Raw genomic sequence first — 17,111 nt, forward strand, 5'->3', positions numbered from 1 at the left:
CTCTCCAATCTTATGCTTAAAATAGAAGAACATTTTTTCAAAGCGGCACATTACTAACCGAATGAAAAAATGTCTTCTACTTATACATTCTTATCGTTATTTTTCAAATGATAATACTGGTAAGTTTGCACTAATACTGTTGTACTTTTCAGGATCAATTCCTTTTATATTCCCGTTATAACCAGTAATTGTTCTACGGTAGTTTAATAGAATTACTGGTGGATCATCACTTAATTCTTTATACAATTCTTTATAAATAGGTTTACGCTTTTCGATATCTACAGTTTCAATACCTTTTTGAATTAGCTCATCTACTTTTGCATTCTTATAACCAAGACTAGTTTCATTTGCAGTAGACAAATATTCACCAGCTGTTTCACTCGGATCACTTGTAATCGGTGTCGAAACAGAAGCTAAATCATAATCCCCTTTGTTTACCTTAGAAAGCATCGTATTAAAGTCCATAAATTCCGGATTAAACTCTACACCTATTTCTTTATAATTCTCTTTCGCAATCGGAATTAATAAATCACTATCTTTAGCCGAACTTGGACCGAAATAAGAAAGTTTTAATTTTTGACCATCTTTTTCACGAATTCCATCCGAACCAACTTTCCACCCTGCTTCATCTAATAATTTTTTCGCTTTTTCTTTATCGTATTCGTATTTATTAACTCCTTCTTCCGTATAAGCCCAAGAAGTTGGATGAATTGGTACATTGGCTACTGTACCGTATCCTTTTAACGCTGTATCAACATATTTTTTGCGGTCTAATCCGTAAATAAGTGCTTGGCGAACCTTTTTATCCTTTAAATAAGGCTTATTATTATTCATATAAATATAACTAAATGACGGTGCTGTTTCGATTTGGATATTGGCGAATTCTAAAGCCTTAGCCTGTTCAAGAACCTCATCACCAGTACCTAAGCCAGTATGGTCAACTTCTCCTGTTTGGAATAACTGAAGCTTCGTATCACCAGAAGTAATTTTATAAATGAAGTTTTGAATTTTTGGTTTACCCGCATAATAATTTTCGTTTGCTACAAAACGAACTTCTTGACCTGGAATATACTTTTCAAATTTATATGGACCCGCAGCTAATGGCTTTCCATATAAATCTTTTAAGTAATCTAAGCTTGTATTTTGCTTATAATCTTTTCCATAATAAGCTTTTGATAGTACTGTACCTCCTAAAACAAATATAGCTTGTGAATTCACTTTTTCAGTTGTAATTTTAATTGTTTGTGGATCAACAACTTGAATACCTTCAATTGAAGTTGCTTTTCCTTCCTTATATTCTTTACCACCTTTAACCGCATATTGAGAGATATCTACTTCACCTTCATATGCCTTATCATGTAAAAGCGTCAATGTGAAAGCTACATCATCCGCCGTTAATGGCGATCCATCACTAAATTTCAAATCTTTACGTAAATGGAATGTATATGTTAACTGATCAGAAGAAACGTCCCACTTCTCAGCTAATTCTGGAATTGGTTTCCCTTGTTTATCGGTTGATACAAGAGATGCAAAAATAACTGAAGTTACGTTTCCATCCCAACCATTTTGTTGGAAGTATGGCAAAAATACGCCGCCTGGCTTACTAATACCAACTACTAACGTATCTTTTCTATTCTTCGCTTTGTCTGGCACTTTCGTTTTATCTGTCGCAGCGATCTTTTCAATTTTCACATTTTTTAAATCCTGCTGTTTAACCGGCTCCGTAGAAGCCGCGTCCTCCTGTCCCCCACAAGCAGACAACACAAGCGAACTGCTCATTAATACCGAAAATACACCAGCCCATTTTTTTGTCTTTTTCTTCATTGTCCCCACCCTAACTTTTTATGATTATACCCTCTGAACGAATTACCTTATGTATGCCTCCCACAGCAACATTTATAGCCAATCGGAAAAGTCGGTTTTAATCGTAAAAAAATAGATGTTTTTGAGGGGTAACAATCTTATTCCGACTTTTCCGGTAGACTTTATGGTTATTAGCTTATATCGTTCATTATGTTTTGTCAATTCTTTCTAAATAAATATTTTGAGAATTTTTCCAAAATTATCACTCTACATTTATACTTTAAGAAAACTCAGCTATAATTCGTATTAAAAAACTTAAAAATCTACTTCTATTCCTTCAACATGAAACATAGAATACTAATAAACAATTACCAAAAAGGGGGCGAAAATATGGACAACCTATTCCAATACGTCCTGCACTACGTATTATTAACAATTATGATAGTCGGAGCGTTATTACTATTCCCGTTCTTCCCAAAGTTCGTCCTCTTTTTAGCTTTTTTTATCATGCTCGGGATCGCTATTATAATTTCAACGAGAGAAGATGCCACGCAAAAAGAGAGCAGGGTTCAGCGCGTAAAGCTGTAACTTTGCTCTCTTTTCGTTTTCATTCACTAGTCTCTTTTATACGTATTTATCCCGCTATTTGCCGGGCAGTAAGAACCCCACCTCAAAATTCAGCGAAAGCAAAAGAAGTTAGGTCGGGGTCGGGCTGCCCGTAAAAGCCCTCACTTTATCTCTCGGGAAATAATTAGCCTTTGTTTTTGTGATTACTCCTATTGAAAAGCCACTAATGACATTTATTTTTCACCTTATCATTTCATACGCTTCACAAGCTATGCAAATTGAGGAACACGGATTTATCTAAGTTACTGTTTCACGTGAAACACATCGCTTCATTTAATCTTTAAAGCAAAATATCATTATGAAAAAGCCACTTCCTCCAACAAAACTGAAAGGAAGTGGCTTTCTACTCTTTACTCCACAATATTCTCTAACTCACTATATAACTTCGCTCGTAACAACTCTTTCATCGTTTTTTCCTCATATAATTTTTCAAGTCTTTCAACATCAGCTACATGTTCCATTTCACATTCTATTGCATATATATCTTCTTCTACATGCATTAACTCATTTTCAATCTCTTCAAGATTCCTAGCTTTTTTCTCTTTTACTGGAACCATTTCAACACTCTTTCTCCCTTGGCGTTTTTGCTTTATTACTTGCTTCTCAAGCTTTTCTTCCCATTTTTGACGAGCCCATGCATAGTTTCCTGCAAACTCAAATAATTTACATTCATCAATCCAGTACGTCTTTTCAAATAACTTATTTAAAAAATAACGATCATGTGAAACCGCTAGGATTGTTCCATTATATTGCTCAAGGGCTTCCTCTAAAACTTCCCTTGATTCAATATCAAGATGGTTTGTCGGCTCATCTAGAATTAGAAAATTGATGTCTTGATACATAAGTTGCGCAAGTCTTAACCTCATTTTTTCTCCACCGCTCAGTTGCGTTACTTTCTTAAATACTGCTGGACCATAAAATAAAAACTTAGCCAATATATGTCTTGCTTCTCCTTCTGTTACAGCTACATACTCTCTAAACGCTTCCAATACATTACTCTTCACATTTCCATACGTATGCTGTGATAAATAACCAATTTTGACACTACTACCAATTCGAATTTCACCAACGTCTGGATTTATTTCTTCTAATAGTAGTTTTAATAATGTAGTCTTTCCTGTACCATTACGACCAACGATAGCCGCACGCTCTTGAAAACGAACATGTAAATTCGCTTGTTCAAATAAAGGTCGTCCAGCAAAACCTTTACTCACTTCTTTCATTACAACAACATCTTTTCCGCTTCTCTCTTGCCCTTCAAACTGAAGACCCATCTGTTTTCGTTCTAAAATTGGCCTCTTTAATTTCTCTATACGTTCTAACGCACGTTCCATATTTCTCGCTCTTTTATGCAATCCTTCATTCGGAGGGTTCGCTTGATTTGCCCATTCACGTAGACGCTTAATTGCTTCTTTCATTTTCTTTATTTTCTTTTGTTGCTCCTGATAAGCTTGAAACTCTTGAAGTAATCTTTCTTCCTTCTCCTCAACGAACTGAGAATAATTCGTATGGTACACGTGAATCTCTCCATCTTCCAAATCAAAAATTTTCGTTACAACTTCATCAAGGAAATAGCGATCATGTGAAATAACTATAACTGTTCCAGTATATTCTTTTAAAAATTGCTCTAACCATTCAACTGCAAATAAATCTAAATGATTTGTTGGTTCATCTAATAGAAGTAAATCTGGTTTCTGCAATAGCATATATGCAAGGCTTACTTTCGTCTGTTCTCCTCCACTTAATTCCGTAAATACTCTTGAAAATAAGTCTGTCACTTGTAAGCCATTTGCTACCTTCATTATATTTGCCTCGATTTCATAACCACCGAGAAATGCAAATTTTTCTTGAATGACTCCGTACCTCTCCATTAGCTTTTCCAAAGCAGATTGTTCCTGTTCCACCGCCATATTTTTTTCTAAAGCATGCATTTCTTTTTCTAATTCCTTTTCTACTTTAAAAGCAGAACTCAATACATCATATACAGTCATAACCTCATCAAACTTCGGAATTTGTGCGACATGACCAATACGTGTACCTTTCTTCATATGAATGGCTCCTGCATCCAAACTCTCCATTCCAGTTAGAAGTCCAAAGATTGTTGTCTTCCCACTACCGTTACGACCAACTAACCCAACACGTTCACCATTCTTTATTTCAAGCGATATATTTTCAAATATGATGTTTCCACCAAAAGATTTCATTACATTATTTACACTACAAATAGTCATTTTCCGTACTCCTTTCAATATAAAAAACCATGAGAAAGAAACATTCCCCATGGTTTTCGGCATAGAAAAAGGAAGCCAAATAGCTCCCTTTTCACACGTTTATTAAAAATGGGTGAAGAGATTTCTATCGTTCAATAGTCACTATGCAATTGTTAAAAAAGGGCATACGTATCCCGTTAACAACTACATCATGAAAAATCGCACGACAAAAATAAATAAAATCTAAAAATTTGGCACGCGCAGCTAAAGAACGTTTCATCTCATTCACCCCTTTCGTACGGAATTTAATACTTACTTCTTTATTATACTTTCCAATTTCATGTTTGAATAGTCATTTTTCTGAAAATAATGAAGATAGACTAAACATTTCAATAAGTGACATCAAATCTTACAAAACTGTTATGTTCACGTAATGGAAAGCGATAGTACGAAAAGATGCCTCCCTATACAATAAAGATGTAAACAAGCGAGACAAACAAAAGGAGGAAACAAACATGATGAAAGAAATCGTAAAAGCAATCTTTGAGGTATTAGTGAACGGACAAGCAGTTGTAAAAGAACTAAATGAACTATAAAAAGGAGTGAAGAAATATGATGAACATGGTGAAAATGATTTTACACGCTTTAGTCGATGCAAAAGCAGTTAGCCAAGAATTAAACCAACAATAAAAAGGGGTATATGAATATGAAGAAAGCCATTATTATCATTGCAAGCACAGCAATTACCTTATACACAATAAAAAAGAGAAAAAAGAAAAATAATGAAAATGTTCTATATTATCCATACACACTATTAGAGAAAAAATAAAAGACAAGGTACCCTATCGTAATGAGGATATCTTGTCTTTTATTTTTCCCCTATTCCTTTAGAGGATTTCCTTCTCCTTTTCCCGAATGTATTAAGCGGGATTTTTACACATATTTTAAAGGGGCATATATACAAATGGATACACAACAACTATATTTTTTAAACGATATCGGTAAACAAAAACCAGAAAGTATTCGGAATAGAAGCGCTGCATGTCCATTTTGCGATAAAGAACAATTAACGGATATTTTAGCAACTGATGGTTCTATTATTTGGTTAAAAAATAAATTTCCTACATTACAAGATACATTTCAAACAGTGTTAATCGAAACCAATAATTGCGAAGATCATATCGCAACATATACAGAAGAACATATGAGAAAATTAATGCAATTTTCTATTCAACATTGGTTACACTTACAGAAGAACGAAGAGTTCGCATCTGTGATTTTATATAAAAATCACGGTCCATTTTCAGGTGGAAGTTTGCATCATGCACACATGCAAATTATCGGAATGAAATATGTAGATTATCTTGAAAATATTAAAGAGGAAAATTTCCAAGGAGTAATTGTTCAAAAAAATGAACGCATTGAGCTTAATATTTCAGAGCGTCCCATTATTGGCTTCACTGAATTCAATATAATCATTGATAATATTTCATATATAGATGAAATGGCAAATTACATTCAGCAAACTGTACGTTACATACTGATAGATTTTCATAAAGGATGCAGTAGTTATAACTTATTCTTCTATTACTTAAATGGAAAAATTATTTGTAAAGTTGTTCCTAGGTTTGTCGTTTCACCGCTGTATGTAGGATATAAAATACCGCAAGTTTCTACAAAACTAGAAGACGTAAAAATACAACTAGCGGAGTATTTCACAAAATGACACGATTATCAAAAAAAATAGAGTAGGTATCAAAACCTACTCTTTTATTACACCTTTATTTCGATAGTACACATCTTCTAATCCGATGTTATACTTCATGTTATTATCCGTCCACTCTGGCCCTAAATTCCCTGGCCATCCAGATGTATTCGCTATATATTTCAGTAATGCAAAATCAGTCAAACCTTTTTGCACCCCACGCTTATATCCTTTCATTAAATGCGGCATTGCAATTTGCGCATTTGTACGTGGATCTTTCAGCTCATCATCAGTTAAATGCTCTGGTGCAAGCCCGCCGCCGCGGTGTAGTTGAAACAATCCGAATGAAGTTCCATTATCTCCAACACTTCTTGGATTTAATCGACTTTCATGCTCGGCAATTGCAAGAGGTATCCATTCTGGAAGATTTACTTTCTTCGCTTCCTCTATAATGATTTGTTTCATCTGTTTTGCTTCTTCTGAATCAACATAGCTTGTTCCATTCACTAGCTTATCCATTCCTTCAGACTTTCCTTGGAAATATAAATATACTCCAAGAACAACTAAAAATCCTACAAAGAATTTCTTCACTACCTCTACCTCTTTCTCCGCTGAAATTTGTCCCCTTTCAGCCTTCCCTTTACAATTACCTACATTCTATTACTCTTTTATCATAGCAAATAACTATACATATTATCATCATGCTTTAGACCGATTTTGTGAAAAAACAGCTGGTAAATACGTGCAAAAATGTAACTTTCATAGACTACAACGCATTTATTGTATATAATTGTAAACTGAACTCTATATATAGAATAGGAGCATACAAAATGAAAAAATGCCTAACACTCTTGTTCAGCATTTTACTACTCATCCCTACCTACACCTCTGCACAAACATCATCAAAACCAAAAGTACTTGTTTTGTATAGTACACAAGACGATAAATTTTCAAATAATGTTCAAATCCTTAATACTCAATTAGGACATTTTACAAATGATATAACCGTAAAAAACTTAAAAGAAGCAACTTCAATTAATAACGTATCCTCCTATACACATATTGTTTATATCGGTGAAACAAAAGAAGTGTTTTCCGATGAAACGAAACAATTTCTAGAAAACTTCTCCGGCCCTGTATTAGTATTAGGACAAAATGTTGAACAATTATCTAAGCGTTTTTCTTTCATTACATTGAATAGTGATGATATACGAGTTAATAAAATTGAATATCCAGACAAGAAGCTAAAAAATACTTTAGAAGCGGAACGATTAATTCAATCATTTGATACGAATGGAACTGTGCTTGCTAGCGCCTTAAGCTCAAATAACACTAACCCACTAATCGTTCAGCATGAAACATCTTATTACGTTGCAACGCCAAATCTCTTTGACTGGATGTCTCATTACATCGGTGAAATGTTATTTTCTTACTTCGGAAAAGAGCCAACGACAAATAAAGTAGAAGCTTATTTACGTCTTGAGGACGTTCACCCCGCAGCAGATATAAATCAATTGAAAGAAATTGCTGAATTACTAAAAGAGAAAAAGATGCCTTACATGATTACGGTCATCCCTGTATATAAAGATCCAAATACGGGAAAGACAATACATCTAAAAGATAAACCCGAACTAGTCGATCTTTTACGCTCTATGCAAAATGATGGGGCAGCAATTATTATGCATGGTTATACTCACCAATTTTATGACAGTGAAACCGGTGAAGGGTTTGAATTTTGGGACGTAAAGACAGATCAACCAATTCGCCAACCGAAACATGAAAAACCGAAGACAAAAGATGACTTTCCAAATATAGAGGCATATAACCAATATGTAAAAAAAGGGGAAGAGTTTGAGGAAAAATATACGAAAGATCATATCGAAAAAGGAATTCAAGAACTTGTAGCTGCTAAACTATATCCTGTTGCCTTTGAAGCACCTCATTACACGATGTCTCAAAAAGGATATGAAATATTATCAAGATACTTTTCAACTTATGTAGGACAACTACAGTTAAATGATACAACTTGGAAATCCATGCACTCACCATATTATACAAGTACTCCGTCATTTTTACATGGAATGAAACTATTGCCTGAAACAGTCGGATTTATTGAAGAAAATAAACCACAAACTATTGCTAAAATGAAAGAACGTGCTCTATCTGTTTCTAAATTATCCGATGGAGTTATTGGAGCATTCTATCATCCTTACTTAGGTGTGAAACCATTAAAAGAAGTGTTAAAGGACCTAGAAAGTATTCCAAATATAGAATGGATTGATTTACAAAAGGAAAAGAATGAAGTAAAAATGAAAGATATTCATATTACGACGAATAAAGAAGGCATTCACGTTGAAAAACCAACCAGTGCGAATGACATAATTGATTATATAAAGCAATATGGCATCTTCCTTATACTAGGGTTCGTTATCATTGTCTTTCTTTTATTATTAAAACGTGCGAAAAAATTAGAATCCTAATACAAAACCACCGAGCGGACCGCTTGGTGGTTTTTTGTCCTATATCAAACCGTGGCATTTTATTAAATAAATTCAACTTTTACTTCTTCCGTTACATGATTAAAACTATAATTCTCCTATCCTTTCAAATAAAATCGACTTGTATTTTCATATATTGTTTCTGCGACCTTATCAATGGATATGTTTTTTATAGAACTAATTTCCTTTAATACCTCTCGAATCATTCTTGGGTGCGTTATAACATCTTCTTGAAATTCCCACGGACCATCTGTTTCTACCATCATATATTCAAGCGGATAATACGAAACGATTTTTCTAATCTTCTCCTTATGTAAAACATCCGGTGTAATCGAAATATAATAACCATTTCTCATCATCCGTTTCATTGTTTCATCGCTTCCTTTAAACCAATGGAAGTGTGCACGTGAAACTTTATATTTCTCTAGCAAATCACATACAATGTCAGCATCTTCATAAACTGCGTGTAATACAATCGGCAAATTATACTTACTAGCTAGTTCTATAAATTTTTTCAATACAGCTATGTATGGATCTACAGCAATTCTTTCATCTTCTTTCCTCAAATAATAGGGCAAACCTACTTCACCAATCGCAACAATTTTCTCTGCGTTCTGTTCAATAAGTTGATAAATCTGTTCACACTCTTCTTTATGAATCTGTTGCTCTGGATGAAACCCTATCGCTGGATATATAAAGGGATACTTCTTCGCTAAAGATAACGTTTCCTTACAAGATTGATAATTCATAGATACCGCAATAAGCCCCTTTATTTCCTTACTATTTTCCACCTCTTTTAGTAATCTGCTCTTCTCTTCATCCTTATATTGATCAACATGTATATGACTATCAATCCATTTCATCTTTATGCCCCCATAAAAAAAAACAAGAAAGGACTTCCTTTCTTGTTTTAGCATCTATATTATTTAACAATTAAGTTTGTTATGATATCAAATAATCCAATACACACTACGGCAACAGTAAAGTAGCTACAGAAATCTTTAATTGGTAACTTCACTACTTCTTCTTTACGCATCCCATTCTTCTCCCTTCTTACTAGATCCCTAATTATTTTTCTATCTGTATCTATTATGCAAAAATATGACAAATTTACTATCGAATTAACTTACGTAAACCTTACAATGTTGTAAGGTTTAAAAGGATCCCCATCTTTATTCAGATGAGGATTATTAAAAATTAGTTGGTTTTTCATTCTTCATTACAAACAGAAAGTAATACATTGAGACTTTCTAGTTACACTATATGAAAATTACTATCTTTTAACTATCGAATTACATTACAGAAGGCTTACATGTTTGTAAGTTATGTGTAATGTAATTCGATAGTTCCCCTTACTTATATTTCGTACAATAAAGTTAGAAAGTAAGCCAAATAAGAAGAACACTCACATAACCAAATTACATTGCTAGTAGCTACTCTTCTTATACCTTTCACCCATGCTACTACAATGTACCCCCTTCCCCTTTATATAATAAAAAAGCCTTAGTCTATATGGACTAAGGCTTTTTTGTTAATCTCAAAAATACCCTTACCCAGTATTTTTATTTTCGACAAAAAATAGCCGGGGGTATATTTCACTATCTCATCGTTAAAAGTTTGCTCTTCGCATTTATAGGAATATTTGCAACCTCAATCTCTTCAATCGATTCACCGTAACATCCTTTTGCAAAAACCTTTAATGCTTCATCTCTCTTTAACATATGCTTAACCGTTTTCTTTATTTTCTGCTCTCTACCACGTTCATCGAATGCAATAAATTCATATTCATACCACTCATCACCAATATGCTGACCAATTGTATTCACAACCGTATAGTATTCTTTCGTCTTATAAAATGGATTATATTTATCGATAACTGGTCCAAGTTTCGTAGGCAGTAACATTACTACTATCACTATCATCGCTATTATAGTAGTGATCATTTTTTTCTTCATAATAAACATTCCTCCTCTGCAGGATATATATACATCCATTTTAAAAAGGTGGAATAAAATCTACTATTGAATCTCATTACATTACACTTACATTTTTGTAAGAATTAAAAAAGGTGAACGAATTTGCTCGTTCACCTTTTAGCTTGCTTTAAAGCCACCGCCAAGTACATCACGTACATCATGTATAACAACGAAAGCATCTTCATCTACCCGGCTAATAACTTGTTTTAACTTAACAAGCTCTTGTTTATTAATAACAACATATAAAACTTCTTTATTTTTACCAGTATATCCGCCGCGCCCTTCTAATACAGTAACACCGCGTGTCATATTTTTCGTAATAGCTTCACGAATTAAATCTGGTTGATTCGAAATAATTGTAACAGCCGTTTTTGTGTCCATTCCTTCTACAATGAAATCAATCACCTTCGCTCCAATGAACACAGCCACAAGTGTATACATCGCCTTTTCTTGCCCTATTATAAATACAGAACCAGCAATTACAACAATATCAATAATTAGTACGCCTTTACCTACACTCCAACCTAAATATTGATTTGCTAACTGAGCTAAGATTGCTGATCCTCCCGATGTACCTCCGGCTTTGAACATACAACCTAATCCAATTCCCACAAATAAACCAGCAAATAAAGCTGCTAATAATGTATCACTATTTACATGATACTCAATATGTTCTGTAACGTATAAAAACAAAGATGTTTCTACAATCCCTAAAATTGTATAAATCATTGTTTTCTTATCAAAAAATTTATAACCAACAGCTAGTAAAATTGCATTTATAGCAAAGTTCACAATTCCTGGTGACCAATCAAATAAGTAGTACGTAACAACCGTTAAACCAATAATTCCACCTTCCGATAAACGGTTTGGAATTGCAAAGTAATTAATACCAATTGCGAATAATAATGAACCAATTGTAATTAGTGTTATTTCCTTTATACGTTGATTAACCATAGTTCATACCCTCCCCCCATTTGACATTGTATCACTATCTCCTAGAGGTTTAGAAGTGGTTTTTATTCCGCATTTTCCCTCTTAAAAATTGAAATATTATGTTTAAACAGAGGGTTGATTAATTATTCATATTTGCTCTAACTGCACGGACAAATCGCTCCACATTCCCTTTCTGAATATACTTAGCGCGAATGGTTTCATGACTACAAGTAAATTCAAAATACGGATGAAAATCTATGCTATCTATATACAAATATGAATACTCTTTAAATGTTGAAGAATAGTACGGAAATTTCCCGTAAAAAAGGAGACGTCTAGTAGTGGCAACAAAAACCCCATGTTGATACGATAATATAAAATTATCCTTCTCAAATATCCCTACCACAAAAGCCAGAATCTTTTCATCATCATCTACATACTTTTTCATACTCGATAAAAGTTCATTCATGCATATTCCTCCAAATTCTATTCACTGCATTAACACTTGAAAAGAATCCATGGATTATTACAGACCGGTTTAACTCCTTTATAAAGTATGAAACGCGTTTCCTGTCAAAAATATTTCAAAAAAATAATCCGTTATGCGATTATACACATAACGGATTACGATTAAACTGTAGAGCGTTCCACAAGTTCGTATGGAATTTCCAGCTTTTCTTGTTCAGAACTCTCTTCATTCACTTTTCTATGCAACATTTCAAAAGCAGTTTTCCCTATCTCCTTTAAATTTTGATCAATAGTTGTCAATTGTAACACTTGCGAGATAGGTTGATTATCAAAGCCAATAATCGCTAAATCCTCAGGAACTTGAATCCCTAATTTTTCAACCTCTGTCATAACCCCAATCGCAACTTCATCACCTGCTACTATTAATGCTTCAGGAAGATCCTGCATCTCTTTTAACTTATGAGCCACTTTTACACCATCTTCTAGTGTAAAACATTCTGTAAAAATCCATTCTTCATTAACCTCTTCGTCTATAGATTGCAATTGCTGTTTATAAACATCAAAACGCTTTTGACTACTCGGCCCTAATTTTCTTCCCGTACAATAACCAATTTTTTTATAACCTTTCTCAATCAAATAATCCATTCCTAATTGAAAGGCCGCTGAATGATTCGTATATACACTTGAGATGTTTGAAATATCATTGTCTTCACAAGCAATTATTGCGCCGTAAGAAGCATACGGTTCTATCGTTTCCCAATCATTTGCACGTGAACAAATAATAAGACCATCCAATTGTTTTGTTTTTAACATATGTAAACTTTTCATTTCTTCTTTTTTATTATAATTCGTTTGGCAAAGTAGCACCCTGTAATTATGCGCTAACGCAGTCTCCATCATTCCGCTCACCATCGCATCAAAACACGGATGATTAATATACGGTAAAATCACACCAACAATATTCGTTTTTCCTTTTGATAAATGAACAGCATTTGCGTTTTGCGAGTAATTCAATTTCTCAACTATCTCTATAACCGCTTTTCTTTTTTCTTCACTTACATATGGGTGATCATTCAACACTCTCGAAACAGTCGTAACTGAAACTCCCGCCATCTTTGCAATATCTTTAATATTAGCCATACACTCACCTCTACCTTTAACTTAATGAATCTCATGAACATATGTCAAATCTTCTTATCATTACACCTTCATTCTTTTCTCTTACAAAAGTGTAATTTTTCTGTAAGCTAATTCGATAGTGACTTTCCGCAACATTTCATACAATTAAGTCAGAAACAAGGTAACAACTATTCGAAAAGGAGCGGATTAATATGATGAACAAAATAAAAACGAACAATTTCTTACATACAATGGGCATGGTATTTTCCGCTCTTATCGACGCAAAAGCTGTTGCTTCTACATTAAACAAGTAAGGAGAATGTATTATGAATAACATCACTTTTAACAAATTAGATTTTTTAGGACTAGCTAGTGGCTCGATTCTTCTTACTGCTTTTATTTACGCCGCTACGCTTGTATAACTTTGTGTCCCCTTTCCCCTTTATTATAAATAGTAATAGAAAAGACGACCGTCTATGCCCGGTCGTCTTTTCTTATTTTTGATTTGATTGCAAAGCTTCTTTTAACTCCTCAAACTTCTCATTTAATTGATCCGTCATCATTTTCATAGCGGTTTTTCGATCTATTTGTTCTCCAGCCTCAATTTGAATTGGATCTCCAAAAATCAATTGTGCCTTTTTCCCCTTTATTAATTCTTTTACACTTGATGGACCAACATAAGCTGCTGGTACTAACGGAACATTGGAACGCATCGCAATTGTCACAGCACCCGCTTTTAATGAAACATCTTCCGCTGATCTTGTTCCACTCGGAAAAATCCCTACTACCTTTCCTTCTTTTAATAAACGTGATGGAATTTTAAGTGTACTTGGTCCTGGATTCGCACGATCTACAGGGAATGCATTTACATTTTTAAAGAACCAATTTTTGAATTTCCCTTCAAATAATTCTTTTTTGGCCATGTAATGAATTTGAGTTGGATACATCCCTGTAGCTAACATTAATACATCCATAAAACTTGTATGTGTACATGCAACAACATAGGGTCCACCTTCTGGTAGCTTTTCTCTTCCTTGTACTTCTACTTTCCCAGCTGTTTTAAATATATATTTCAACAAAAATGTAATTGGTTTATACATTTATTTCGTTCCTTTCTAAACATCCGAAGTATAATCATATTCTTATAATAATTATAACACTAAGTTTTAGGAGTTGGTAATAAAATTAAGGATGAATTGTTAAATTTCAATTCTTACAAAAGTGTAATTTTCTTGTAAGCTAATTCGATAGTTACTTCTTACTATATTTCATACAATTAAGTCAGAAACAGGGCAACAATTATTCGAAAAGGAGTGGATCAATATGATGAACAAAATGAAAACGAACAATTTCTTAAATACAATGGGCATGGTATTATCGGCTCTTTTCGATGCAAAAGCTGTTGCTTCTGCATTAAACAAGTAAGGAGAATGTATTATGAATAACATTACTTTTAACAAATTAGATTTTTTAGGATTAGCTAGCGGCTCTCTTCTTCTTACTGCTTTCATTTACGCTGCTACGCTTGTATAACTTTGTGTCCCCTTTCCCCTTTATATAGAAAAAGACGACCGTCTATGCCCGGTCGTCTTTTTAATTTTTTCTTTCTTTCAATTCTTTTAAAAGCTGTATCAGCTCAGCTTGTTGTTTTATCTTTTTACGACCATTTCGATTAATTGCTGCAAGCTCACAGGCAACTCCGACGGCGAAGAAAAACAATAAACTTTCTAACATGTGAAATCCTCCATTTGCCTATTAAACAGCTTGACGTAATTGTTCTTCTTGTAAAACTCTCTTATTTATATTTTCTTCTTTTCTCTGGCAAACGTTATTGCGAATAAGCGCTGCAATAACAAGTACAGTCCCTATAATATCAAACATTGTGATTTGATACCCTTGCATCATCATAATAGCTAAAGTCGTAATTGGTACAAAATTAATAAATAAAATCCCATTAATGGATGATAAAATTTTCACACCATAGTTCCAAGCAAGTAGCGCTACAATACCTGGCAATGTCATCATGAATAACAAATCATATTTCACAATAGAAATCGTTCCCATACTCGGAACTGAAATATATCCAAGCGACGTAATAATTACCGTTATAATTCCTGTAACAGTCGTACCGAATACACACGTCAACGTAGAATAACGTAATGTTGACCAATCACTACAAGTTTGACCACCCATCGTATAAATAACCCACCCTACAACACCAATAAATATAAATGCTAATGGGAACATATTATCTTTCAATGTTACAAAGAAACTCATGTCACCTTTTGTAATAACAAACACAGCTCCTACAAAAGCAATAACCATACTCGTTATCATATACTTCTTCGGTTTTATATGCTTATATCCCCATAAAATACAAATAGAAATCATCGGCATAAGTGCTTCCATAATGGAAGCTACCATTACACCCGACTTACCCATTAACATTTGCCCTAAAAATATGAGGACATTATATACTGTAAATGCCATCGTTCCAAAAAAGACGAGTAACTTTCCTCTTCCCTCTAAACAAAATGCCTGTTTTCCTTCTTTCACTAACAACAATACAATCAGCATTATCGCCACTGCTCCATAGCGAATAAGCGAAAAATAAAATGGATCTATGTATTCTAGCGCATGATCAGCAACTGGAAACATCGCTCCCCATGACATACTCGCAATTAAACACGCCAAAGCCCCTATTATCATTTGACCTCTTCTCACCGCAATCCCCCGTTTCTTTCTATTTGCACAAAGAGAATTGTAAAAGAAAAAATATATCACGTAAAATGATTCAAAATGATGTTAACTATCATTTATAATGATAGTTAACATCAAGGGGGATTACAAAATGGAATTAAGAGACTTACAAATCTTTAAAAGCGTTGCCGATCAGGGTAGTGTAAGTAGCGCAGCAAAGGAATTAAATTATGTACAATCAAATGTAACTGCACGTATTAAACAACTAGAAAACGAATTAAAAACCCCACTCTTTTACCGCCATAAACGAGGAATGACTTTAACAGCTGAAGGAAGAAAAATGCTCGTTTATGTTAGTAAAATTTTGCAAGATGTCGACGAACTAAAACAAGTATTTTTAGATAGCGAAACACCTTCTGGTATATTAAAAATCGGTACAGTCGAAACAGTAAGTACACTGCCTACCATTTTATCTTCTTACTATAAAAGCTATCCGAATGTCGATTTATCATTACAAGCGGGTCTAACAGAAGAATTAATTAGAGAAGTACTTGATCATCAATTAGATGGCGCCTTTATATCAGGTCCTATTAAACATCCACTAATCGAACAATACGATGTTAGTACAGAGAAATTAATGCTTATAACACAAAATAAAGCCTTTCATATAGAAGAATTTACAACAACGCCTCTACTCGTTTTTAACCAAGGATGTGGATACCGCTCCAAACTAGAACGTTGGCTTAAAGACGAAGGTTTGCTACCAAAAAGAATTATGGAATTCAATATATTAGAGACAATATTAAACAGTGTTGCACTCGGTCTCGGAATTACACTCGTACCACAGTCTGCTGTCCATCATCTTTCTAAAGCAGGTAAGGTACATTGTCATGCAATCCCTGAAAAATACGGCAGTATTTCAACGGTTTTCATACGCCGTAAAGATAGCTATATGACGAATTCAATGCGTAGTTTTTTAAAAACTATTGAAGACCATCATCATATCAATATGCTGTGAAAGACATTCTTACATGAATGTCTTTTTTTCTTACAAAAGTGTAAGTCTTTCGTA

At 33.8% G+C, this 17,111-nt stretch carries 19 protein-coding genes; 7 read left to right on the forward strand and 12 right to left on the reverse strand.

The genetic code is table 11. The annotated features are described in order from the left end of the window. Window positions 1–96: 96 nt before the first annotated feature. Window positions 97–1,824, reverse strand: coding sequence for an ABC transporter substrate-binding protein (locus tag IQ781_RS14390; protein ID WP_000730692.1), 1,728 nt, complete (start codon window positions 1,822–1,824; stop codon window positions 97–99). A 369-nt stretch (window positions 1,825–2,193) separates the two neighbouring features. Between IQ781_RS14390 and IQ781_RS14395 the strand changes: the two genes are divergently transcribed. After that, window positions 2,194–2,391, forward strand: coding sequence for a hypothetical protein (locus tag IQ781_RS14395; protein ID WP_000369254.1), 198 nt, complete (start codon window positions 2,194–2,196; stop codon window positions 2,389–2,391). Window positions 2,392–2,780: 389 nt separating this feature from the next. Here the strand turns inward: IQ781_RS14395 and abc-f are convergent, their stop codons facing one another. Next, window positions 2,781–4,712 carry a ribosomal protection-like ABC-F family protein gene (abc-f, locus tag IQ781_RS14400; RefSeq protein ID WP_139847216.1) on the reverse strand — a complete coding sequence of 644 codons (1,932 nt, stop codon included), beginning with the start codon at window positions 4,710–4,712 and terminating at the stop codon, window positions 2,781–2,783. A 73-nt stretch (window positions 4,713–4,785) separates the two neighbouring features. Next, window positions 4,786–4,920, reverse strand: coding sequence for an RAxF-45 family protein (locus tag IQ781_RS14405; protein WP_000830643.1), 135 nt, complete (start codon window positions 4,918–4,920; stop codon window positions 4,786–4,788). Window positions 4,921–5,340: 420 nt separating this feature from the next. On the opposite strand from IQ781_RS14405, the gene IQ781_RS14410 reads away from it, so the two are divergent. Further along, window positions 5,341–5,469 carry a hypothetical protein gene (locus tag IQ781_RS14410; RefSeq protein ID WP_002023099.1) on the forward strand — a complete coding sequence of 43 codons (129 nt, stop codon included), beginning with the start codon at window positions 5,341–5,343 and terminating at the stop codon, window positions 5,467–5,469. Window positions 5,470–5,604: 135 nt separating this feature from the next. Next, entirely contained in the window at window positions 5,605–6,366 is a 762-nt protein-coding gene (locus tag IQ781_RS14415) for a DUF4931 domain-containing protein (protein ID WP_000381030.1), read from the forward strand. 36 nt (window positions 6,367–6,402) lie between these two features. On the opposite strand, the gene IQ781_RS14420 is transcribed toward IQ781_RS14415, so the two are convergent. Continuing rightward, window positions 6,403–6,936 (reverse strand): transglycosylase SLT domain-containing protein, encoded by a 534-nt coding sequence (locus IQ781_RS14420; protein ID WP_000713249.1) that lies wholly within the window; start codon window positions 6,934–6,936, stop codon window positions 6,403–6,405. A 239-nt stretch (window positions 6,937–7,175) separates the two neighbouring features. On the opposite strand from IQ781_RS14420, the gene IQ781_RS14425 reads away from it, so the two are divergent. Further along, window positions 7,176–8,825 carry a DUF2334 domain-containing protein gene (locus IQ781_RS14425; protein ID WP_139847215.1) on the forward strand — a complete coding sequence of 550 codons (1,650 nt, stop codon included), beginning with the start codon at window positions 7,176–7,178 and terminating at the stop codon, window positions 8,823–8,825. A gap of 116 nt (window positions 8,826–8,941) precedes the next feature. Here the strand turns inward: IQ781_RS14425 and IQ781_RS14430 are convergent, their stop codons facing one another. From IQ781_RS14430 to IQ781_RS14450, 5 genes are all read right to left on the reverse strand, one after another. Further along, window positions 8,942–9,706, reverse strand: a complete 765-nt coding sequence (locus tag IQ781_RS14430; protein ID WP_119682846.1) for a TatD family hydrolase — start codon at window positions 9,704–9,706, stop codon at window positions 8,942–8,944. Window positions 9,707–10,441: 735 nt separating this feature from the next. Further along, entirely contained in the window at window positions 10,442–10,798 is a 357-nt protein-coding gene (locus IQ781_RS14435; protein WP_139847214.1) for a YxeA family protein, read from the reverse strand. A 138-nt stretch (window positions 10,799–10,936) separates the two neighbouring features. After that, complete coding sequence (locus tag IQ781_RS14440) at window positions 10,937–11,773, reverse strand: YitT family protein (protein ID WP_000248045.1); 837 nt, start codon at window positions 11,771–11,773, stop codon at window positions 10,937–10,939. A gap of 118 nt (window positions 11,774–11,891) precedes the next feature. After that, on the reverse strand, window positions 11,892–12,221 hold the full coding sequence (locus IQ781_RS14445; protein WP_001004246.1) for a PH domain-containing protein: 330 nt from the start codon (window positions 12,219–12,221) through the stop codon (window positions 11,892–11,894). A 161-nt stretch (window positions 12,222–12,382) separates the two neighbouring features. Further along, window positions 12,383–13,360, reverse strand: coding sequence for a LacI family DNA-binding transcriptional regulator (locus IQ781_RS14450; RefSeq protein ID WP_074790799.1), 978 nt, complete (start codon window positions 13,358–13,360; stop codon window positions 12,383–12,385). 305 nt (window positions 13,361–13,665) lie between these two features. On the opposite strand from IQ781_RS14450, the gene IQ781_RS14455 reads away from it, so the two are divergent. After that, window positions 13,666–13,761, forward strand: coding sequence for a DUF3948 family protein (locus IQ781_RS14455; protein WP_001059999.1), 96 nt, complete (start codon window positions 13,666–13,668; stop codon window positions 13,759–13,761). Between the two features lie 72 nt (window positions 13,762–13,833). On the opposite strand, the gene IQ781_RS14460 is transcribed toward IQ781_RS14455, so the two are convergent. Continuing rightward, complete coding sequence (locus tag IQ781_RS14460; RefSeq protein WP_000277778.1) at window positions 13,834–14,439, reverse strand: lysophospholipid acyltransferase family protein; 606 nt, start codon at window positions 14,437–14,439, stop codon at window positions 13,834–13,836. Between the two features lie 337 nt (window positions 14,440–14,776). Here IQ781_RS14460 and IQ781_RS14465 point away from each other — a divergent pair, with 337 nt between their 5' ends. Further along, a complete protein-coding gene (locus IQ781_RS14465) occupies window positions 14,777–14,872 on the forward strand; it encodes a DUF3948 family protein (RefSeq protein ID WP_001060007.1) in 96 nt (31 codons plus the stop codon). A gap of 60 nt (window positions 14,873–14,932) precedes the next feature. Here the strand turns inward: IQ781_RS14465 and IQ781_RS14470 are convergent, their stop codons facing one another. Together IQ781_RS14470 and IQ781_RS14475 are read right to left on the reverse strand one after the other, a co-directional pair. Further along, window positions 14,933–15,073 carry a YrzO family protein gene (locus IQ781_RS14470; RefSeq protein ID WP_000894065.1) on the reverse strand — a complete coding sequence of 47 codons (141 nt, stop codon included), beginning with the start codon at window positions 15,071–15,073 and terminating at the stop codon, window positions 14,933–14,935. A 21-nt stretch (window positions 15,074–15,094) separates the two neighbouring features. Then, on the reverse strand, window positions 15,095–16,063 hold the full coding sequence (locus IQ781_RS14475; RefSeq protein WP_002182372.1) for a DMT family transporter: 969 nt from the start codon (window positions 16,061–16,063) through the stop codon (window positions 15,095–15,097). Window positions 16,064–16,190: 127 nt separating this feature from the next. Between IQ781_RS14475 and IQ781_RS14480 the strand changes: the two genes are divergently transcribed. Beyond that, window positions 16,191–17,057: a LysR family transcriptional regulator gene (locus tag IQ781_RS14480; protein ID WP_000423031.1), complete on the forward strand. Its 867-nt coding sequence runs from the start codon at window positions 16,191–16,193 to the stop codon at window positions 17,055–17,057. The last annotated feature ends 54 nt before the right edge of the window (window positions 17,058–17,111 follow it).

Origin of the sequence: Bacillus sp. N447-1 (assembly GCF_022701035.1) — a bacterium.
Lineage (GTDB): Bacteria > Bacillota > Bacilli > Bacillales > Bacillaceae_G > Bacillus_A > Bacillus_A cereus.